Origin of the sequence: Massilia eburnea, from assembly GCF_009720745.1 — a bacterium.
GTDB classification, from domain to species: domain Bacteria; phylum Pseudomonadota; class Gammaproteobacteria; order Burkholderiales; family Burkholderiaceae_D; genus Rugamonas; species Rugamonas eburnea.
Genome location: NZ_WNKX01000018.1, coordinates 15,075 through 36,252, shown reverse-complemented (window position 1 = coordinate 36,252; position 21,178 = coordinate 15,075). Strand labels below are relative to the sequence as shown.

General features: G+C 61.5%; 19 protein-coding genes. 14 read left to right on the top strand and 5 right to left on the bottom strand.

Annotation, left to right across the window (positions count from 1 at the left end):
• Positions 1–10 precede the first annotated feature (10 nt).
• Positions 11–895, top strand: a complete 885-nt coding sequence (locus GM658_RS20590) for an SDR family oxidoreductase (RefSeq protein ID WP_155455940.1) — start codon at positions 11–13, stop codon at positions 893–895.
• Between the two features lie 493 nt (positions 896–1,388).
• On the top strand, positions 1,389–1,631 hold the full coding sequence (locus tag GM658_RS20585; RefSeq protein WP_028100598.1) for a hypothetical protein: 243 nt from the start codon (positions 1,389–1,391) through the stop codon (positions 1,629–1,631).
• Between the two features lie 76 nt (positions 1,632–1,707).
• Here GM658_RS20585 and GM658_RS29385 read toward each other — a convergent pair whose 3' ends face one another.
• The 3 genes from GM658_RS29385 to GM658_RS20570 form a co-directional block, all read right to left on the bottom strand.
• Complete coding sequence (locus GM658_RS29385) at positions 1,708–2,856, bottom strand: glycine-rich domain-containing protein (protein WP_229416992.1); 1,149 nt, start codon at positions 2,854–2,856, stop codon at positions 1,708–1,710.
• Between the two features lie 335 nt (positions 2,857–3,191).
• Positions 3,192–4,976 (bottom strand): CHASE domain-containing protein, encoded by a 1,785-nt coding sequence (locus tag GM658_RS20575; RefSeq protein ID WP_155455939.1) that lies wholly within the window; start codon positions 4,974–4,976, stop codon positions 3,192–3,194.
• 121 nt (positions 4,977–5,097) lie between these two features.
• A complete protein-coding gene (locus GM658_RS20570) occupies positions 5,098–6,849 on the bottom strand; it encodes a glutamine--tRNA ligase/YqeY domain fusion protein (RefSeq protein ID WP_155455938.1) in 1,752 nt (583 codons plus the stop codon).
• A 179-nt stretch (positions 6,850–7,028) separates the two neighbouring features.
• On the opposite strand from GM658_RS20570, the gene GM658_RS20565 reads away from it, so the two are divergent.
• From GM658_RS20565 to GM658_RS20550, 4 genes are read left to right on the top strand one after another with little or no spacing between them, the layout of a single operon-like run.
• Positions 7,029–7,322, top strand: a complete 294-nt coding sequence (locus GM658_RS20565) for a DnaJ domain-containing protein (RefSeq protein ID WP_055936718.1) — start codon at positions 7,029–7,031, stop codon at positions 7,320–7,322.
• Between the two features lie 21 nt (positions 7,323–7,343).
• Positions 7,344–7,844: a hypothetical protein gene (locus GM658_RS20560; RefSeq protein ID WP_155455937.1), complete on the top strand. Its 501-nt coding sequence runs from the start codon at positions 7,344–7,346 to the stop codon at positions 7,842–7,844.
• A 2-nt stretch (positions 7,845–7,846) separates the two neighbouring features.
• Complete coding sequence (locus GM658_RS20555; RefSeq protein WP_155455936.1) at positions 7,847–8,623, top strand: hypothetical protein; 777 nt, start codon at positions 7,847–7,849, stop codon at positions 8,621–8,623.
• The gene (locus GM658_RS20550; protein WP_155455935.1) at positions 8,623–9,495 is read left to right on the top strand and encodes a hypothetical protein; all 873 of its coding nucleotides are present in this window, start codon (positions 8,623–8,625) and stop codon (positions 9,493–9,495) included. The genes GM658_RS20555 and GM658_RS20550 overlap by 1 nt, the downstream gene beginning before the upstream one ends.
• A gap of 82 nt (positions 9,496–9,577) precedes the next feature.
• On the opposite strand, the gene GM658_RS20545 is transcribed toward GM658_RS20550, so the two are convergent.
• Entirely contained in the window at positions 9,578–10,468 is an 891-nt protein-coding gene (locus tag GM658_RS20545) for a LysR family transcriptional regulator (protein WP_155455934.1), read from the bottom strand.
• 76 nt (positions 10,469–10,544) lie between these two features.
• On the opposite strand from GM658_RS20545, the gene GM658_RS20540 reads away from it, so the two are divergent.
• Positions 10,545–11,744, top strand: a complete 1,200-nt coding sequence (locus GM658_RS20540; protein ID WP_155455933.1) for an MFS transporter — start codon at positions 10,545–10,547, stop codon at positions 11,742–11,744.
• Positions 11,745–11,817: 73 nt separating this feature from the next.
• Positions 11,818–12,147, top strand: a complete 330-nt coding sequence (locus GM658_RS20535; protein WP_155455932.1) for a hypothetical protein — start codon at positions 11,818–11,820, stop codon at positions 12,145–12,147.
• A 136-nt stretch (positions 12,148–12,283) separates the two neighbouring features.
• Here GM658_RS20535 and GM658_RS20530 read toward each other — a convergent pair whose 3' ends face one another.
• Positions 12,284–13,510 carry a CaiB/BaiF CoA transferase family protein gene (locus GM658_RS20530; RefSeq protein WP_155455931.1) on the bottom strand — a complete coding sequence of 409 codons (1,227 nt, stop codon included), beginning with the start codon at positions 13,508–13,510 and terminating at the stop codon, positions 12,284–12,286.
• A gap of 69 nt (positions 13,511–13,579) precedes the next feature.
• On the opposite strand from GM658_RS20530, the gene ugpQ reads away from it, so the two are divergent.
• The 6 genes from ugpQ (at position 13,580) to GM658_RS20500 (ending at position 21,169) form a co-directional block, all read left to right on the top strand.
• Positions 13,580–14,332 (top strand): glycerophosphodiester phosphodiesterase, encoded by a 753-nt coding sequence (ugpQ, locus tag GM658_RS20525; RefSeq protein WP_155455930.1) that lies wholly within the window; start codon positions 13,580–13,582, stop codon positions 14,330–14,332.
• 88 nt (positions 14,333–14,420) lie between these two features.
• Positions 14,421–17,033 (top strand): alanine--tRNA ligase, encoded by a 2,613-nt coding sequence (alaS, locus tag GM658_RS20520; RefSeq protein WP_155455929.1) that lies wholly within the window; start codon positions 14,421–14,423, stop codon positions 17,031–17,033.
• 188 nt (positions 17,034–17,221) lie between these two features.
• Positions 17,222–17,449 (top strand): sulfurtransferase TusA family protein, encoded by a 228-nt coding sequence (locus GM658_RS20515; RefSeq protein WP_055936746.1) that lies wholly within the window; start codon positions 17,222–17,224, stop codon positions 17,447–17,449.
• A 148-nt stretch (positions 17,450–17,597) separates the two neighbouring features.
• Positions 17,598–18,347: an electron transfer flavoprotein subunit beta/FixA family protein gene (locus tag GM658_RS20510; protein WP_155455928.1), complete on the top strand. Its 750-nt coding sequence runs from the start codon at positions 17,598–17,600 to the stop codon at positions 18,345–18,347.
• A gap of 27 nt (positions 18,348–18,374) precedes the next feature.
• Positions 18,375–19,304: an electron transfer flavoprotein subunit alpha/FixB family protein gene (locus GM658_RS20505; protein WP_155455927.1), complete on the top strand. Its 930-nt coding sequence runs from the start codon at positions 18,375–18,377 to the stop codon at positions 19,302–19,304.
• Positions 19,305–19,378: 74 nt separating this feature from the next.
• Positions 19,379–21,169, top strand: a complete 1,791-nt coding sequence (locus GM658_RS20500) for an acyl-CoA dehydrogenase (protein WP_155455926.1) — start codon at positions 19,379–19,381, stop codon at positions 21,167–21,169.
• Positions 21,170–21,178 lie beyond the last annotated feature (9 nt).

Genomic DNA, 21,178 nt, shown 5'->3' with positions numbered 1-21,178 from the left:
AATCTTAAAAATGGAAATCAGTAAAAAATTCAACAAGCCGCGCCTGCTGGTCATCGGTTGCGGCGATGTGGGCATGCGTTTGCTGCCTTTGGTGCGCGAACAATACCGCGTATTTGCCCTTACCAGCCAGCGCGAGCGCTTTGCCGAATTGCGTGCGGCGGGCGCCGTGCCGCTGCTGGCCGACCTGGACCAGCCTGCATCGCTGCGCCGCCTGGCCGGGCTGGCGCAACATATCGTGCACCTGGCGCCGCCGCCGGGCGAGGGCGTTCAAGACCGGCGCACCCGCAATGTGACCGCCATTTTACCTGACCGGGCGCAAGTGGTTTATGTGAGCACCACAGGGGTGTATGGCGACCTGGGCGGGCGCATGGTCGATGAAACCCAGCCTGTGGCGCCGCGTAATGCCAGGGCGCTGCGGCGGGTCGATGCGGAGCGTGTGCTGCGGGCCTGGGCGAGCCGGGCCCAGGGCCGGCTGTCTATCCTGCGCGTGCCAGGCATCTATGGCGCCGGCCGCCTGCCGCTCAAGCGGCTGGCGCAAGGCACGCCGGCCTTGTGCCCCGAAGATGACGTCTACACCAACCATATCCATGCCGATGACCTGGCGCGCGTGGTGCTGGCTGCCTTAAGGCGCGGCGCGGCCAACCGCATCTATCACGCGGTAGATGACACGGAGCTCAAAATGGGGGACTATTTCGACATGGTGGCCGATCATTTCGGCTTGCCGCGCCCACCGCGACTGGATCGTGCCGCATTGGCGCAAGCGGTGGCGCCGACGCTGTTGTCCTTCATGTCGGAATCGCGCAGGCTGACGAATCGGCGCCTGAAGGAGGAGTTACAGGTTCGGCTGCAGTATCCGGATGTTGCAGCTGCCTTGAGATGCATCAAGCGCTTGTGAGGCTGCAGGCGCTATCTTGTGCCAAAGTCTGCCAAGGAGGGCGCCATGTACAGCCATCCCACCAAGGAGCAAGTCAGGGTTTACCTATCCCAGCGCGGCCATGCCCATCTGCCGCCACCTTCGCCGGAGGAAATCAGGCGCCGCCTTGACTGGCGGCCGGAGTACACTCCCATGCCGGCAGCCTTGATGTATCTCCCTCCAGCCCTGGTCTGGGTCACATTTGCGTGGCTCTGCTTGCCTTTTACTTTGGCAAGAAACGACCAAAAGTAGCCTTTTTGTTAAACTACCTTAATTCCTAGCACAGCTATTGGCGCTAGAATCTATCAAAATCTCACGACAGTTGCCCCGCATTAAGCGAACGGCAATAAATCGGTGTATGATTACGTCCGTGTGCCGAAAATTGCGTCAATAACGGCTTTTTCTGGCGCTCTTTGTCGAAAATTCCGCCAATAATTTTGTTGCGACCACGCAACATATTGAAAAAGTACTAGTCATGAGCTCTCTGAAAGAAATTACTGCATCGTCGTCTTACAATCCGAACCGCGTGCTGGATGCCATCATTGAAAAGCTGCAGCTGAAAAATGATGCCGCCCTGTCCCGTGCACTGGAAGTTGCGCCACCTGTGATCTCGAAGATCCGCCATAACACCTTGCCTATCGGCGCGACCATCCTGATCCGCATGCACGAAATCAGCGATTTCAGCATCCGCGAACTGCGTGAACTGATGGCGCACTAAGCATCCATCCAGACGCAGAAAACGGCCGCACCTGCTAGCAGGTGGCGGCCGTTTTTATTTGCTCGCCGAGTTTGGATCAGGCAGCTGCCAGGCGTGGGCGGGCGGAGTAGAACAAGTTTTGCGATGCTGCCTGGGCTTCGGCGCTCACGCGGCCGGAGTAGGCGGTTTTGGCTTCGGCGGCTACGCGGCCCGAGTACGCGGTTTGCGCTTCAGCTGCCACGCGGCCCGAGTACGCAGTTTGCGCTTCGGCGGCTACGCGGCCGGAGTAGGCAGTTTTCGCTTCCATCGTCACGCGGCCCGAGTAGGCAGTCTGCGCTTCGGCTGCCACGCGGCCGGAGTAGGCGACTTTCGGTGCGGCTTCCGCAGCTACGCGGCCAGAGTAGGCAACAGCGACACGGCCGGAATAAGCGACTTTCGGCGAGGCCTCCGCAGCGACACGGCCGGAGTAGGCCACTTGTGGCGCAGCTTCGGCAGCGACGCGGCCAGAGTATGCGACCTTCGGTGCAGCCTCCGCAGCGACACGGCCGGAGTAGGCCACTTGTGGCGAAGCCTCGGCGGCGACGCGGCCCGAGTAGGCCACTTTTGGTGCGGCTTCCGCTGCCACGCGTCCCGAGTAAGCGACTTGCGGCGCAGCCTCGACGGCGACGCGTCCGGAGTACGCGACTTGCGGGCCCGCTTCAGCGGCGACGCGGCCGGAGTAGGCTACCTGTGGGCCTGCTTCCGCGGCGACACGGCCCGAGTAAGCGACTTTCTCGCCTGCCTCCGCTGCGAGGCGGCCGGAGTAGGCCACTTGCGCTTCATCGGCAGGTGCTGCGACGCGGCCCGAATAGGCAACCGCACTACGGAAATAGTCCTCGCCGAAGGTCTCTTCGTACAACTCCTTCATGCGATTCCCGACACGCTCATGGGCTTCTTCATCATCTTCGCCGCGCAGGCCGATGTATGGGAAGTGGTGCAGGTAGTAGCCGAACACATTCTCGCAATCAATGAAGTACTTCATCGTATCGAGGATGTGGTAGTGCCAGAAAATATCCACATCCATCAATGGCGCAGTCTGCTCGTTGGGGAAGGTTTTCATCAGATACAGGAAGCGGCGGTATTCGAATTCAACAGCATTGACCTTTTCCAGCGACCAGCCTTCGCCAGATTCCACGTGCATCAGTTTCACCTTGATAGGTTCGAGGTCGAGGTCGGCAATAGCCTTGAAGCTTTCAGCAGAAATCATGAGTGACATCCCTTTATAGAGAACGAATTTACGATCGGAGAGAGAAAAAGACGCCGTTCTAGGGGGCTGGTGTTGTAGTGCCAGGCATCTGAGGTGCTCGGAGTTGGGAACACACATGTTGATGTAGATCAACTAGCTCAAGTATAGACTTCGCCCCCGCTAATGCAAGTAACAATTCAAGCGTGCGCGGCATAAACAACACAGTGGAAGCTCCTTTTAAATCAATAGCTTGTCGCGCCGTTAAATGTTACAAATGCATTTTTGCTGAGCAGAGGAAAGGGAGTTTGATGTGGATCAACAAGTGCGCGGTCTTTTCCTACCGCGTGGGAAAAAACCTAAGCGCTGAGACGCATGTCTTCGGCGGCGGCAACGCGGTAGCCGATGGGAACGGCAATGCTGACGGTGGTGCCGCCATGGGTCAGGCTGTTGATCGAGCAATTGCCGCCAAGCAGGCTGATGCGTTCTTCGATGCCGACCAGGCCGAACGAGCCAGCCTTATGCCGGCTGGCGGTATTGATGCCGATGCCGTTGTCGCTGATCGTCATGCGCAGCATGCCGTGCGACTGGTGCAGCTCAACATGCACGATGCTGGCGCCGGCATGCTGGTGGATATTGCTGAGCGATTCCTGCAGCACGCGGAAGAAGGCCGTAGCGCAATGGTCGTCCACGCCATGGTCGGCCACTGCGTCTTCCACGAATTCGCATTTGATGCCGGAGCGCTGGCGGAATTGCGCGATCTGCCATTCCACGGCCGCCGACAGGCCCAGGTCCAGCACATTCGGCCGCAGGTCGTTGATGATCTGGCGCACGCTGCGAATCGTGTTGTCGATCTGGTGCAGCGTAGCGCGCGCCCTCGCGTGCAGGCGGGGATGGGTTTTCTCGGTGCGGGTGGCGAGGATGTCGGCCTCGATGCGCAGGGCAAGCAGGTTCTGTCCCAGGTCGTCGTGGATCTCGCGCGCGATGCGCTTGCGTTCCTCTTCCTTGATATGGTCCGCGTGCGCGGCCAGGCGGCGCAGGCGGTGGTGCGACAGCTGCAGGCGCGCCTGGCTGTCGCGCAGCTCGCGTGTCATGGCGCGCGCCATCTTCACCGCGCGGCGGCGCGAAGAGGCAAGGGTAACGAACAGCGCATAGATCAGCATGCTGGCGCCAAAGCCCATGCTGCCCGCCAGCGTGGGCAGGAACTGGTCGAAGCGGGAATACAGCTCGCGCTTCGGCACGCTGAATTGCGCTTGCCAGGTGCGGCCATGGAATTGCACCGGCAGCTCGGTGACGAAATGCTCGCTGTCCACGCTGGCCGCGCCGGGCTGGCTGTCGAACAGCCATGCTCCCGGCCTGCCGTCATAGACAACGTCACGCAAGGTCACGCGCACCGTACGCACCGGCATCTCCCCTAAAGCTGATTCGACCAGGCGCGGTACGCTGAAGCCCAGGCCCACCGAACCGATACAAGCCGCGCGCCGTTGGCCGACGGTGGCCATTGGCATATTGTTGCGGTAGATGGGAATGCGCATCGCCATGCCGATGTGGCTCGGCGCACCGCGCAGTGGAATAGGCTGTCCGGAACTGCTCATGGTGCCCTGGTCGCGCGCGGTGAACAGTGCATCCGCCACGCCGGGGCGGGCCGCGATATCGAGGCCATAGCGATCGGCGAATCCTTCCAGCGGCTCGATCAGGGTCAGTACGGCATATTCCTGGCGCTGCCCGGCGGGGTGCAGGCGGTAGCCGGGATACAGCTTGTCGTTCAACTGGTGTTGGCGCGCCTCCGCGGCTGGCCGCTGCGCTTCCGTGTAATATTCGGCGAAGTTGATGTTGTCGATGGCCGGGTAGTTGTGCTCGAGGTCCAGGCCGCGCACGTAGCGGTGAAAACTCTCCCGGGTAACGTCGCCGCCGGCCTGGAAGTAGCTCGCTGCGGCGCGCAAGACGTCGGTGTAGGCCTTGATGCTGGTGTTGATGTTGTACTGGGTATTGCGGGCCTGGTTGTGGAAACGCTGGCGCGCCTCGCTCTCCACCGAGCGGGTTGCCACCATATAGAGGGTGGCGCCCACGCCCAGCGAGAGCGCAACACCCAGCCACCACACGGGCTTGGCGGAGGAGTGCAAGCTGAACTGAAGGCGGGTCATTGCCTGACTATAAGAATTTCCCCTATTCAAGGTCAAGTTGTGAAAATACCACTTTGATTGAAATCAAACCAACATGAAAAAAGCCGCCCCGCAGGCGGCTTTTTGTCCACAAAAGGCTGGTTTATTTGGCCCAGCTGTCTTTCAGCGTGACGATGCGGTTGAAGACAGGCTTGCCTGGCTGCGACAGCACGCGGTCGGCGACGAAGTAGCCGTGCCGCTCGAACTGGAAGCGCTGTTCAGGCAAGGCATTCTTCAGGCCGGGCTCCAGGTAGGCTTTGACGATTTCCAGCGCTTTCGGGTTCAGGAATTCCTTGAAGTCCTTGCCGCCGGCGTCCGGCTTTTCTTCGGTGAACAAGCGGTCGTACAGGCGCACTTCCGCTTCCAGTGCGGCTTCGGCGCTGACCCAGGTGATGTTGCCTTTGACCTTGTAGGTATCGGCGCCCGGTGTGCCGGACTTGGAGTCTTCGAAATACTTCACGCGCACGGCGGTGACTTTGCCGTTTTCGTCCTTGTCGTAGCCCGTGCATTCAGCGACGAAACCGTACTTCAGGCGCACCCGGGCGCCCGGCTGGTCGCCCACCGGCGGCGTGAAGCGGAAGTAGCCTTTGGTCGGCACTTCCATGAAGTCTTCTTCTTCGATCCACAGTTCACGGGTGAACGGGAAGGTGCGGTGGCCGAGCTCAGGATGGTGCGGGTGGACCGGCGAGGTGCATTCAACCGACTGGCCTTCCGGGAAGTTTTCGACGATCAGCTTCAGCGGACGCAGCACCGCGATGGCGCGCGGGGCCTTTGGATCCAGGTCTTCACGTACGGCGCCTTCCAGCACGCTGTAGTCGATCCAGCCGTCGGATTTGGTCACGCCGGTGCGCTCGCACATCAGCTGGATGCCTTCCGGGGTGAAGCCGCGGCGGCGCATGCCGGCCATGGTTGGCAGGCGCGGGTCGTCCCAGCCGTCCACGATGCCTTCTTCCACCATCTGGCGCAGCTTGCGCTTGGAAGTGACGATATAGGTCAGGTTCAGGCGCGCGAATTCGTACTGGTGCGGTACCGGCTTGGCGAAGAAGCCGCCTTCTGAAAGCACTTCCAGCAGCCAATCGTAGAATGGGCGGTGGTCCTGGAATTCCAGGGTGCAGATCGAATGGGTGATGTTTTCCAGCGCATCCGAGATCGGGTGCGTGTAGTCGTACATCGGGTAGATGCACCAGTTGTCGCCCGTGCGGTGGTGATGCGCATGGCGGATGCGGTAGATGGCCGGGTCGCGCATATTCATGTTCGGCGAGGACATGGCGTCTTCGCTGATCTTGGCGCGCAGGATGTGCTCACCGTCCTTGTATTTGCCGGCCTTCATGTCGCGGAACAGCTGCAGGTTTTCTTCGACCGAGCGGTTGCGGAAAGGCGAGTTGGTGCCAGGGGTGGTGAAGTTGCCGCGGTTGGCGGCCATGTCGGCAGCGCTCTGGCTGTCCACGTAGGCTTTGCCAACCTTGATCAGGTATTCGGCCATCTCATACAGCTTGTCGAAGTAGTCCGACGCAAAGTACAAATGGTTGCCGGCGCCGACCGGGCCTTTGTAGTCCCAATCGAAACCGAGCCAGCGGACGCTGTCCATGATCGAGTCGACGTATTCCTGTTCTTCTTTTTCAGGATTGGTGTCGTCGAAACGCAGGTGGCAGCGGCCGCCGAAATCGCGCGCCAGGCCAAAGTTGGTGTAGATGGACTTGGCGTGGCCGACGTGCAGGTAGCCGTTTGGCTCCGGCGGGAAGCGGGTGATGACTGGTGGCAGGCCTTGGCGGGTGTGCGCGCCGGAGGCCAGGTCGGCTTCAACGATATTGCGCAGGAAATTAGGCGCTGGGGCGTGGGTTTTTTCGTTGCTCATGTATGTTTTAGTCTTTAAAACCGGTAATTCCGCGCAACCGCTATCGGTCGATCCTGGAGGTGTCCGACCCTGCGGGTCAGACACCGGTTTACCGGTTTTAGGGTGATATTCAGCGTAAACAGGGCATTTTATAGGATAATTCATAATTACGCGTTTAAAAACCGGCCCGGAGTTGCAATATGGAAAATTTATATAATGTGCTCGGTGTCGCGCCCAATGCCTCTGACGAGGAAATCAAGAAGGTCTACCGTTCCCTGGCCATGCGTTTCCATCCGGACCGCAACCAGGAACCGGGCGCCGACGCCCGCTTCAAGGCCATCGTCAAAGCTTACGAAGTGTTGTCCGATCCCGAAAAGCGGGAGGAATACAACCAGAGTGTGCACCACCGCATCATCATCGACCCGGAAGCGGAAGCCTACCAGCAGTGGCGTTCCGTCTTCAGCGTCAACGGCGTGACGATCCCCGCCGCCTGAAATAACAGAAAGTAGCAGCAAATGAGAAAAGTACACCCAGAGTTCGCCTACCAGGCGCGCGAACTGGAAGGGCAGATCGAGGGCATCCTCGGCGATCCGCCTGACCACAAGAACTACAAGAAGATGGTTGAAGCCTTGCGTACCGAATACGTGAACGGCGGCGGCATCGACGATTTGAACATGATGGCTTTCGCCCTCGTGGACGTGATCGAATTCCACGACCCGAAGGCCGCTTTCGCCGACGCTGAAGACTTCGAGTACGGCGACCCGGCCCGCGTGTTCGGCGCCGCCACCTGCCCGAAAGCGGAAGGCTTGCTGGAAGCGCTGGAAGAGAACCACCCCGACCTGGCGCGCCAGGCCATCATCACGGCGCTGCTGCACAAGCATCCGCGCATGTGGGACGACGAGGACACTTCGCTCGACCGCCTGGCCGAAGGCGACGAGGGCGATGATGAAGACGATTACGCGGATGATGTCGCAACCGACGACTTCACCGGCATCTTTGACCAGCAGGAGGATTGAGCATGACCGACAAGAATCTGCCAGCCATTCGCAAGCAGGTCACCGAACTCGTTCTGGCAGGCTCCCTGGAGCATGCCGAGCGCGCCTTTGCCGAAGCGGCTGATCAACACGGCGACCTGGCTGTGGTGGAAGTGCTGCAGGAGCTGCCGCCGCACGTGACCGCGCTGCACATGTCCGGCTTCGACGGCGGCAAGATGTCGCTGGCGACGCTGCTCGTGCCGCCAAAGCAGTGGGCCGAAAGCCTGGCCTACCTGGCCGCAACCTGGCCCGACGACATGATCGAGGACGATCCTGAGCGTATTGCCGAATCGCTGTTCGCGCACATCCACGGCGTCGTCTTCGGCACCGAAGACGAAGAGCGCCGTGCCGAACTGCTGAAGGAAGCATCGGCCACCGACTGGGGCTGCACCGCCTTCGCAATCCTGTTCTCGCTGGCGCCGAAAGAAGTGCTGGAAGTGGCGGGCGAGGTGATCTCCAAGGGCGCCTACCTGACCGGCCAGACCGCGTCGGACAACGACATCGTGCCGGTTGCGGTCGCGCTGGCGCAGGCCAACGAGGATGGCTGGGACCGCGCGCTGTTCGAACTGTTCCCTGAATTCCGCCACAGCGCCGACCTGGCCGACGCGGAATTCAGCGACGATCCGGACGAAGAGCCAGAGCATCTGCAGCGCTCCACCAAGGAGCTGCTGTACCGCCTGCGCAAGCAAGTGCCGACCACCCGCAGTGGCACCGGCCGCGAACGCGCACGCCGCTCGATCGGTACGGGGATCTTCGGCTGATGCTGCCCGCACTCGTCAAAGAAAGCCTGCCACGACTGACCCGCGCCATCAAGCTGCTGCCGGGCGATGACCGCGAAGATGCGGCCGTCATCCTGGCGGAAGAATTGAGCGGCATCACGGCCATGGTCGCGGACAAGTTCACCAACAACCGCACGGCGGAAGGCATCCAGAAAGCGGTCAACCTGACCGTTGGCGGCGTGTCGCTCGGCCTGGAGCAGGTGCTGACCGTCGATTCCGACGAGCTGGCGCTGGACTTCCTGGTGGAGCAGGGCGCGGAGCTGGCCTTCCAGGCGGGCTTCCGCCAGCTGAAGGAGCTGGCGGCGATGCCGGAAGATACGCTGATCGGTGAGTACGACAGCGACCCGATGTACGCGCAGCGCCGCTTGCGGGATTTGTTCTTCGATATCTGCTTCACCGAGCCCGGGGCGAACTGGGATGGTCCTGCCAAATACCAGACCCAGTTGAAGCAGCGGCAGGAAGTGCAGGCCGTGGTGCGGCTGGCGAACTGGCTGCGCCGCCATAACGCGGAAGGCGCGATCAAGGACCCCGACCTGAATGCGGAAGGCGTGATCGCCCTGGCGATCATCTTCGCGGTGGAAGGCGGCGGACGTATCGTTGCACGCACCGGGCAGAAAGAGTTCGAACGTTTCGTGAAGGCTGTGCGCAAGGCCAAGCCGGATTATGAGGCGGGGTTTGAAGCGCTGGTGGCTGCTGTGCCGGAGCAGCACCGCCCGGTGCTGCTGAACCGGATCGACTTGTACCGCAAGTCGTGCACGGTGCTGCAGAAGCTGCCTGGGCGGTTTGCGATGAAGACGTTGTGGACGGAGCTTGAAAACTACGCTGGCTCCGAGCTCGATGCCGATTACGACTGAAAACCGGTAAACCAACCGGATGGCCGTCGATGCCTGCGGCCGGTGCACAGAAGATGTCCGACCCTGCGGGTCAGACATCGGTTTACCGGTTTTCCTCCAGCGCCACCTTTACAAACGCCTCCACCAGCGCCCCGCCACCAGCCCGCCGCTGCGCCAGTTGCAAAGACGTCACCGCCCCGGCATCATCCAGCGGCCGAAACACCACTCCTTCAAGGTGCATCGCCTGGAAAGGCGACGGCAGCACGGACACCCCGATCCCCGCCGCAACCAGTCCGATGATGGTCGCCGCTTCCCCCGCCTCCATCGCCACTTCTGGCACAAAGCCCGCCGCGCGGCACATGCCAAGGATCGCATGGTTAATGCCCACACCCGACTCCTTCGGATACATCACCCACGGCAGCTCCGCCAAATCCGCGACCTTCACCTTGCGCTTGCGCGCCAGCGGCGAATCGCTCGCCAGCACCAGCAGCAAAGCATCACGCCGCAAGGTGGTCAGCGTCAGTTGCTCCGGCAATGCCACTTCCGGCGGCCGCACGAAACCCAGATCCAGCTTGCGCGCCTCGATCGCATCCAGCTGATGCAGCGTCGTCATTTCATGCAGCGTGAGCGCCACGTGCGGATAAAGCTGCCGATAGCGGCGGATGGTGCGCGCGAATAGCGGCGTAAACGGCGTCGAAAAAGTAAAGCCCACCCGCAGCTCGCCCGCCTCGCCACGCTGCGCGCGCCTTGCCCGTTCCGCCGCGCGGTCCGACTGCGCCAGGATCGACCGCGCATCCTCCAGAAACAATTTGCCCGCTTCAGTCAGCCGCACCCAGCGCTTGCTGCGGTCGAACAGGCGCGCCCCCACTTCAGCCTCCAGCGCCTGGATTTGCTGGGAGAGGGGAGGCTGGCCGATATGCAGCCGTTCCGCCGCGCGGGTGAAGCTCAGCTCCTCAGCGACGGCCACGAAGTAGCGCAGGTGACGTAATTCCATAATATTTAAAAGCGATTAATAACGCTTCAAATATATATTGGACAGTAATACAGGGCAATCCTAAGATGAATTCACGATGAAAGCCCTCTACCACCCCACCAATCGCGCCATGTTCTTTGGCGGCTTCTCCTGCTTCGCACTGTTGTACTGCGTGCAGCCATTGATGCCGCTGTTCTCCCACGAATTCGCGCTGACACCGGCGAAGAGCAGCCTCTCGCTTTCCTTGGCGACTGCCGCGATGGCGGTGTCGCTGGTGGCATCGAGCGCCATCTCGGACCGCTACGGCCGCAAGCCACTGATGGTGGCAGCGCTGGCCATTTCCGCCGTCATGACCTTGCTGTGCGCCTTGGCCGACAGCTACGGGCAGCTGCTGGCCGCGCGCGTCCTGCTCGGTGTAGCCCTCGGCGGCATGCCAGCCGTGGCCATGGCTTACCTGGCCGAGGAGATCGAAGCCGAATCGCTGGGCTTGTCGATGGGTTTATATATCAGCGGCAGCGCCTTCGGCGGCATGGTGGGACGCATGGTGACGTCCGTACTGAGCGACTTCTTCTCCTGGCGCGTGGCCCTGGTGGCGATGGGCGTGGCCGGCGTGCTGGCTGCCGCCGAATTCTGGCGCAGCCTGCCGGAATCGCGCCGCTTCCGCGCCTCGGCTGGCGGCTGGCGCGCGCTGCCGCAGAATGCGCGCAAGCATTTGTCCGATGACGGCCTGCCATGGCTGTTTGCGCTCGCCTTCCTCCTGATGGGCTGCATGGTCAGCGCCTACAATTACATCAGCTATCGCCTGCTGGCGTCGCCGTTCCAGTTGCGGCAAAGCGTGGTCGGCGGCATTTCCTTCCTTTACTTGCTGGGGATTTTCAGCTCGGTATGGGCCGGCAAGCTGGCCGACCGATACGGCCGCAAGGGCGTGCTGTACCTGGTGCTGAGCCTGATGCTTGGCGGCATCGCGCTCACGCTGTCCAGCTGGCTGCCCCTGGTCATTGCCGGCCTCGCCTTGTTCACCTTCGCCTTTTTCGCCTCACACTCGATGACAAGCAGCTGGGTTGGCCGCCGTGCGCGCGGTGCGGCGCTCGCTTCCGCGCTGTACCTGTTCTTCTACTACCTTGGATCGAGCGTGATTGGCTGGGCCGCCGGCATCCTGTGGGGCCGGGCGGGCTGGGCAGGCGTAGTGATGCTGCTGGGAAGCTGTCTGCTGGGAGCGGTTGCCATTGCACTGCACCTGCGGAAGTTGACGCCAATCGCACCAACGTTGAGCCAGATCAAAGCCGAGGCAGGGTGATTGAACCGCCGGGCGCAACGCTTCTCCAAGTCCGACCGGCACATTGGGTGCCGTTTAGAGCTAGGAGAACATCATGCTGCACGACAGGGAAATCCGTATCAGGCTCAGCAATATTCAAATTGCAGTCAGCCAGGCAGCGCAAGCCTTATCCGCCGAGCGCCACCTGACAGGCGAGTTGCGCGAAACCATCCAGAAGCTCGATCGCCGCTCCGACGACATCAGCGAAATGCTGGCGAGCGAAGACTACGCCAACGTTCCCCAACTCGTTGACGACATGGAAGTGCTCGGCGCCCGCGCCCGCCGCGTCTGCGCCAGCGAGCGCATGCAAGTGACCCCCGAAATGAAAGCAGTCGTCAACCACATGCACCGCGAGCTAATGGAGTTCAAGCAACACCTGCACTAAACCAGCACCACACGAGCCCGTGTCCCACCCTGGGGTCACACCCGAAATGGGACACGAACTCTACTGTGCTACGGAAGAGCCCGTGTCTCAAAACGGGTGTGACCCCAAGGTGGGACACGGGCTCGGCCGTATTGGCTTAGAGGATGCCTTTGGCGCGGAGGGCGGCGATCTCGGCGTCGCTGTGGCCGAGCACTTCGCGCAGTACTTCGTCGGTGTGCTGGCCGAGCAGGGGCGGGGCCATGTCGGTTTCGGCGGGGCTGGCGCTCAGGCGCATCGGGTTGCGAACCAGTTTTACCTTGCCGGCGGTCGGGTGCGGCGTTTCGATCATCATGCCGCGCGCTTGTACTTGTGGATTCTTGAATACGTCGTGCAGGTCGTTGATCGGGCCGCAGGGTACGCCGACTGCTTCCAGTTCTTCGATCCACCAGTCGCGCGGTTTCTGCTTCACCATCTCGGCGAGGATCGGCACCAGCTCGTCGCGGTTCTTCACGCGCAGGGGGTTGGTGGCGTAGCGCTCGTGCGTGGCGAGATCGGGGCGGCCTCCCACTTCGACGAATTTCTGGTATTGGCCGTCGTTGCCGGTGGCGACGATGATGTAGCCGTCGGCGCAGGCAAAGGTCTGGTAGGGGACGATGTTGGCGTGCGCATTGCCCCAGCGCTTGGGCGCTTTGCCGCTATTCAGGTAGTTGGAGCCCATATTGGCCAGCATCGCTACCTGCACGTCCAGCAGCGCCATGTCGATGTATTGGCCTTCGCCGGTGCGGTCGCGGTGGGTCAGCGCGGCGAGGATGGCGATGGTGGAGTACATGCCGGTCATCAGGTCGGTCAGCGCTACGCCGGCTTTTTGCGGGCCGCCGCCAGGCAGGTCGTCGCGCTCGCCGGTCACGGACATCAAGCCGCCCATGCCCTGGATCAGGAAGTCGTAGCCGGCGCGGTGGGCGTAGGGGCCATCCTGGCCGAAGCCGGTCACGGAGCAGTAGACCAGGTCGGGCTTCACGGCTTTCAGCGATTCGTAGTCCAGGCCATATTTTTTCAGCTGGCCGACTTTGTAGTTCTCCAGTACCACGTCGGCGTGCCTGGCCAGTTCGCGGATCAGGGCCTGGCCCTCTGGCTTGGAAATATCGCAGGTAACCGAGCGTTTGCCGCGGTTGGCGGACAAGTAGTAGGCCGCTTCGGTCGTGTCGGCGCCGTTTTCGTCCTTGGCGTAGGGAGGACCCCAGGCGCGGGTGTCGTCGCCGCTGCCAGGACGCTCGATCTTGATCACGTCCGCGCCCAGGTCGGCGAGGTTCTGCGAGCACCAGGGGCCGGCCAGTACGCGGCTTAAGTCCAGTACTCGGATGTGTCCAAGGGCCTTCGGGGTCATGTTGTCTTCTTCCTACTGTTTTCAGGGAGCGTTAGCTTAACGCATCCAACCGTGTTAGTGTCTCAATCCATGTGGCCATACCCTAAAATCGTTGCGCATCGCGGAGGCGGCACGCTCGCTCCGGAGAACACCATCGCCGGCTTGCGTGCTGGCCTGGCCTATGGTTTCCGTGCGGTGGAATTCGACGTCATGCTGTCCTCCGATGGCATCGGCGTGGTGATGCATGATCCGCATTTCGGGCGCACCGTTTATGGGGATGGTTATGTGCCCAATTTCACGGCGGCTGAATTGGCGAAGATGGATGCGGGCCGCTGGTTCGGCCCCGAGTTCCGCGGCGAGCCAGTGCCGCTGTTCCTGGAATGGGTCGATTACTGCAAAGAGCACAAGATCTGGATGAATATCGAGATCAAGCCGGCCGAGGGGCATGACGAGGCGACCGGACGCTGGGTGGCGCACACCGCGCGTGCGCGCTTTGCTGCGGAAGTGGCGGCGGGAGAGCCGGCGCAGTTGCCTTTGCTGTCGTCCTTCAGCATGACGGCTTTGGCAGCGGCGCGCGATGCGGCGCGCGACCTTCCGCGGGCTTGTCTTTTCGATAAAATTCCTGTCAACTGGCTGGAAACAGCGCGCGAACTGGGCGCCGTGGCGATCCACACCAACCACAAATACCTCACGCCGGAGCAGGCAAAGGCCGTCAAGTCGGCGGGCCTGGGACTGTTTTGCTACACCGTCAATACGCCGGAACGCGCGCGCGAGATCCTCGCCCTGGGCGTGGACGGCTTCTGCACCGACCGCATCGACCTGATCGGCCCCGACTTCATATAGAGGCCTTAGAGGCCCCAGCCCACCGCAACGGCGGGCTGTTCACGTATAATCAACCCTTTGCACCAGCCTGCAACCTACCTTTTACGACATGAAATCTGCTGAAATTCGCGAAAAGTTCCTGAAATTCTTCGAATCCAAGGGTCACACGATTGTCCGTTCCAGCCCGCTGGTGCCAGGCAACGACCCAACCCTGCTGTTGACCAACTCCGGCATGGTGCAGTTCAAGGACGTGTTCCTGGGCCAGGATACCCGCCCATACACCCGTGCCACCACCGTGCAGCGCTGCGTGCGCGCCGGCGGCAAGCACAACGACCTGGAAAACGTCGGCTACACCGCGCGTCACCACACCTTCTTCGAGATGCTGGGCAATTTCAGCTTCGGCGACTATTTCAAGCGCGATGCGATCCAGTACGCGTGGGAGCTGCTGACCAAGGTCTATGGCCTGCCGGCCGAAAAGCTGACCGTTACCGTCTACATCGAAGACGACGAAGCCTACGACATCTGGGCCAATGAAATCGGCGTGCCGAAAGAGCGCATCATCCGCATCGGCGACAACAAGGGTTCGCGCTACGCGTCGGACAACTTCTGGCAGATGGCCGACACCGGCCCTTGCGGTCCTTGCACCGAGATCTTCTACGACCACGGCGCCGACATCTGGGGCGGCCCTCCAGGCTCGGCCGAGGAAGACGGCGACCGCTTCATCGAAATCTGGAACCTGGTGTTCATGCAGTTCAATCGCGACGAAGCAGGCGTGATGCACAAGCTGCCGAAGCCTTGCGTCGATACCGGCATGGGCATGGAGCGCCTGGCCGCTGTCCTGCAGCACGTGCACTCGAACTACGAGATCGATTCCTTCCAGGCCCTGATCAAGGCTGCTGCGCGCGAAACCGGCGCGACCGACCTGGAATCGAAGTCCCTGCGCGTCATCGCTGACCACATCCGCGCCGCTGCGTTCATGATCGTCGACGGCATCATCCCTGGCCCTGAAGGCCACGGCTACGTCCTGCGCCGCATCATCCGCCGCGCGCTGCGCCACGGCCACAAGCTGGGACAGTCGAAAGCCTTCTTCTACAAGCTGGTGGAAGACCTGAACAAGGAAATGGGCGCCGCCTACCCTGAGCTGGCGGAAGCCAAGGACCGCGTGGCGCAAGTGCTGAAGGCGGAAGAAGAGCGCTTCGGCGAGACGCTGGAAAACGGCATGAAGATCCTGGAAGCGCAGCTGGCCAAGGATCCGAAGAACCTGGACGGCGCGACCGCGTTCACCCTGTACGACACCTATGGCTTCCCGCTGGACCTGACCGCCGACATCTGCCGCGAACGCGAAGTCACGCTGGACGAAGCTGGTTTCAACGTCGCCATGGAAGCGCAGAAGCAGAAGGCGCGCGAAGGCGGCAAGTTCAAGAAGATGGCGGCCAACGTTGAATACTCCGGCGAGAAGAACAAATTCGTCGGCTACGACCAGCTGCTGCACAACTCGAAAGTGATCGCCCTGTACGCCAACGGCGCACCGGTGCAGGAACTGAAAGCGGGCGAGCAGGGCATCGTCGTCCTGGATACCACCCCGTTCTACGCCGAATCCGGCGGCCAGGTGGGCGACCAGGGCCTGATCACCGGCGCGACCGGCCGCTTCACCGTGGAAGACACGCTGAAGATCCAGGCGGACGTCTTCGGCCACCACGGCGTAGTGGAGCAGGGCTCGCTGAAAGTGGGCGATGCTGTCGGCGCGGAAGTGGACCAGCATTCGCGCGGCCGCACCATCCGTAATCACTCGGCGACCCACCTGATGCACAAAGCCCTGCGCGAAGTGCTGGGTTCCCACGTGGCGCAGAAGGGCTCGCTGGTTGACCCGGACAAGGCGCGTTTCGACTTCTCCCATACGCAGCCGATGACCGCCGAGGAAATCGCCAAGGTGGAGGCCATCGTCAACGCCGAGATCCTGGCCAACGTTGCGACCCAGTCGCACAATATGTCCTTCGACGACGCCGTGAAGCACGGCGCGATGGCGCTGTTCGGCGAGAAGTACGGCGACGAAGTGCGCGTCATGGACATCGGTTCCTCGAAAGAGCTGTGCGGCGGCGTGCACGTGCACCGTACCGGCGACATCGGCCTGTTCAAGATCGTGTCGGAAGGCGGCGTTGCTGCCGGCATCCGCCGCGTGGAAGCGGTGACCGGCGAAGGCGCGCTGGCGCTGGTGCAAGGCATGGCCCGCAAGCTGAACGAAGCCGCTGCCGTGCTGAAGTCCAACCCTGAAGAACTGACCTCCAAGATTACTGCCGTGCAGGACCAGGTGAAGTCGCTGGAAAAAGAACTGGCGGCGTTGAAGTCCAAGCTGGCTTCCGGCCAGGGCGATGAGCTGGTGAACAAGGCTGTCGACGTCAAGGGCCTGAAGGTCCTGGCGGCGACCATGGAAGGCGCCGACGTGACCGCACTGCGCGAAACCATGGACAAGCTGAAGGACAAGCTGAAGTCCGCCGCCATCGTGCTGGCCTCCGTCAACGACGGCAAGGTGAGCCTGATCGCCGGCGTGACCGCGGACTCCATCGGCAAGGTCAAGGCAGGCGAGCTGGTCAACTTCGTTGCACAGCAAGTGGGCGGCAAGGGTGGTGGCCGCCCTGATATGGCGCAGGCCGGCGGTACCAATCCGGACGCATTGCCTGGTGCGCTCGGTGGCGTTGCAGCATGGGTGGAGTCGCGTATCTAAGAGCTGCTAAGGCCCGCGCTTGCTAGGGCGGGTCTTTCCCATACTGCAATGTCGTTGGAATTTTGCAACGCAACATTAACTATTTTGGTGCAGTGCGTCACAGGCCCGAAATTGGAGTAGTATGTCGGAACCAGTAGTACAGAAGCGAGATATTGATGAGCGAAACTCTTACTCTCGAGTCCGAAACCATGGAATTTCATAAGGACCTCGATGCGCGTGGCTTGAATTGCCCGCTGCCTATCCTGAAAGCCAAGAAGGCCTTGGCGGAACTGGAAAGCGGCCAGGTATTGCGTATCGTGGCAACCGATCCAGGTTCGGTGCGCGACTTCCAGGCCTTTGCCAAGCAGACTGGCAACGCATTGTTGTCCCACATCCAGCAGGGAACTGAATTTACCTTTTTGATGCGCCGCAAATAAGTTTTTGCGGTATGCTACCGGTTGCTGATTTTCGGCGCCGGATTGTATCAAAAAAACGCACGACCGTGCTTTTATTCGGTAAGTGATACCGAATTCCAATATAATCTAGCCCATTCATTTTACTTATCACTTTTTCAAAGGCACACCTATGAAAGTCCTGGTACCTGTCAAGCGCGTCGTCGACTTCAACGTGAAAGTGCGCGTCAAATCCGACGGCACTGGCGTAGATATCGCCAACGTCAAAATGTCGATGAACCCGTTCGACGAAATCGCACTGGAAGAAGCGACCCGCCTGAAAGAAGCTGGCAAAGTAACCGAAGTGGTTGCGGTGTCCGCTGGCGTGGCGCAGTGCCAGGAAACCCTGCGTACCGGCATGGCGATCGGCGCCGACCGCGGCATCCTGATCGAAACCGGCGTTGAGCTGGAGCCGCTGGCCGTGGCCAAGCTGCTGAAGGCCGTTGCCGACAAAGAGCAACCGCAGCTGATCATCCTGGGCAAGCAGGCGATCGACGACGACTCCAACCAGGTTGGCCAGATGCTGGCTGCGCTGCTGGGCTGGCCGCAGGCGACCTTCGCTTCGAAGGTTGAACTGGGCGACGGCAAAGTCACCGTGACCCGCGAAGTGGACGGCGGCCTGGAAACCCTGGCGCTGCAACTGCCAGCGATCGTGACCACCGACCTGCGCCTGAACGAGCCACGCTACGTGACCCTGCCTAACATCATGAAGGCGAAGAAGAAGCCGCTGGAGACCGTCAAGCCGGAAGACCTGGGCGTCGACGTGACTCCACGCCTGAAAACCCTGAAAGTGGCCGAACCTGCCAAGCGTTCCGCTGGTATCAAAGTGCCTGACGTAGCGACCCTGGTGTCCAAGCTGCGCACCGAAGCTAAAGTCATCTAATTCACCGAATACTCTAGGAACTCAATCATGGTCGCACTCGTCATCGCAGAACACGACAACGCATCCCTGAAGGGCAGCACCCTCCACACCGTTACCGCCGCCGCCAAGTGCGCAGGCGAAGTCCACGTGCTGGTTGCCGGCTCCAATGCCGGCGCCGCCGCTGCTGCTGCCGCGAAAATCGCCGGCGTCACCAAAGTGCTGCACGCTGATGCAGCCCACTTCGCCGACGGCCTGGCGGAAAACGTCTCCGAGCAGGTCCTGGCGATCGCTGGTGCCTACTCGCACATCCTGGCTCCTGCTACCGCTTACGGCAAGAACATCCTGCCACGCGTCGCTGCTAAGCTGGACGTGGCACAGATCTCCGAAATCACCAAGGTTGACACGCCGGACACCTTCGAGCGCCCGATCTACGCCGGTAACGCGATCGCCTACGTGCAATCGTCGGACAAGGTCAAAGTGATCACCGTACGTACCACCGGTTTCGACGCTGCCGCTGAAGGCGGTTCCGCTGCCGTCGAAACCGTGGCTGCCGTTGGCGATTTCGGCAAGTCCGCTTTTGTTGGCCGCGAAGTGGCCAAGTCGGACCGTCCAGAACTGACCGCTGCCAAGATCATCGTTTCCGGCGGCCGCGGCATGGGCTCCGCTGACGCCTTCAAGATCCTGGAACCGCTGGCCGACAAGCTGAATGCCGCCATGGGCGCATCGCGCGCGGCAGTGGACGCAGGCTTCGTGCCGAACGACTGGCAGGTTGGCCAGACCGGCAAGATCGTTGCTCCGTCCCTCTACATCGCCGTCGGTATCTCCGGCGCGATCCAGCACTTGGCTGGCATGAAGGATTCCAAGGTTATCGTCGCTGTGAACAAAGACCCTGAAGCGCCTATCTTCTCCGTTGCCGACTACGGCATCGTGGGCGACCTGTTCGAGGTTGTTCCTCAGCTGGTCAAGGAACTGGGTTAATTAAATAGAGTCCTGCAAAAGGACTGAGTACCGGGGCCACGCAAGTGGCCCTTTTACTACCTTGGAGAGATTTCATGAGTTATCAAGCACCAATGAAAGACATGCTGTTCGTGATGAACGAACTGGCGAACCTGGAAGGCGTGTCCGCGCTGCCAGGCTGTGAAGATGCCAACGCGGAAACCGCGGAAGCCGTACTCGAAGAAAACGCGAAGTTCGTGAGCGGTGTGATCGCTCCCCTGAACCACGCTGCCGACAAGGAGCCGAGCTCCTGGGCCGATGGCAAGGTAACCACTTCCAAAGGCTTCAAGGAAGCCTTCAAGCAGTTCGCGGAAGCTGGCTGGCAAGGCCTGCAGCACCCGACCGAATTCGGCGGCCAGGGCCTGCCGAAGCTGATCGGCACCCCATGCGTGGAAATGCTGCACGGTTCGAACCTGTCGTTCGCGCTGGTGGCACTGCTGTCCGATGGGGCGATCGAAGCGCTGCTGACCGCTGGTTCCGATGAACAGAAGGCGACCTACCTGGAGCCTCTGGTGACCGGCAAGTGGACCGGCACCATGAACCTGACCGAGCCTCAGGCAGGCTCCGACCTGGCAGCCGTGCGCACCCGCGCAGTGCCGCAAGGCGACGGCACTTACAAAGTATTCGGCACCAAGATCTTCATCACCTACGGTGAGCACGACATGGCCGAGAACATCATTCACCTGGTGCTGGCGCGTACTCCGGATGCCCCTGCCGGCGTGAAGGGCATCTCGCTGTTCATCGTGCCGAAGTTCATGGTCAACGCCGACGGTTCGCTGGGCGACCGCAACGACGCGCATTGCGTGTCGATCGAGCACAAGCTGGGTATCAAGGCATCCCCGACCGCCGTCCTGCAGTTCGGCGACAACGGCGGCGCCGTTGGCTACCTGGTGGGCGAAGAGAACCGCGGCCTGGAATACATGTTCATCATGATGAACGCAGCCCGCTTCGGCGTCGGCATGCAGGGTGTAGGCCTGGCGGAACGCGCTTACCAGCAGGCTGTCACCTTCGCCAAGGACCGCGTGCAGTCGCGCGACCTGAACGGCTCGCCAGCCGGTGTGGCGATCATCAACCATCCGGACGTGCGCCGCATGCTGATGTCGATGCGTGCCCAGACCGAAGCAGCGCGTGCGCTGGCATACGTGGCAGCAGGTATCCACGACGTGGCACACCACCACGCGGATGCGGAAGTGCGCGCTGCCAACCAGGCTGTGTACGAATACCTGGTGCCGATCGTGAAGGGCTGGTCGACCGAGATGTCCGAGAACGTGACCCGCGACGGCGTGCAAGTGCACGGCGGCATGGGCTTCATCGAGGAGACCGGCGCTGCCCAGCACTATCGCGATGCCAAGATCCTGACCATTTACGAAGGTACGACCGCGATCCAGGCCAATGACCTGATCGGCCGCAAGACCGTGCGTGATGGCGGTGCGCTGGCCAAGTCGATCATTGCGCAAGTGCGTGCGACTGCCGAGGAACTGGGCGGCGTGAACTCGCCGGACTTCGCGGCGATGCGCAAGCACCTGGTGCAGGGCGCGGACGACCTGGAAGCCGTGGTGGACTTCATCGTCAACCATATCAAGTCGGACATCAAGGGTGTGTTCTCGGGTTCCGTGCTGTACCTGAAGCTGGCCGGTATCGTGTTCGGCGGCTGGCAGATGGGCCGTGCTGCGCTGGTGGCGCAGTCCAAACTGTCGGCTGGCGAGGGCGATGCGTCGTTCTATCATGCCAAGATCGTGACTGCGCGCTTCTTCGCGGATCACATCCTGTCCGGTTCTACCGGCATGCGCGCGGCTATCGTTGATGGCAGCGCTGGTGTTCTGGGCCTGGGCGTCGAGCAGTTCTAAACCCGATAA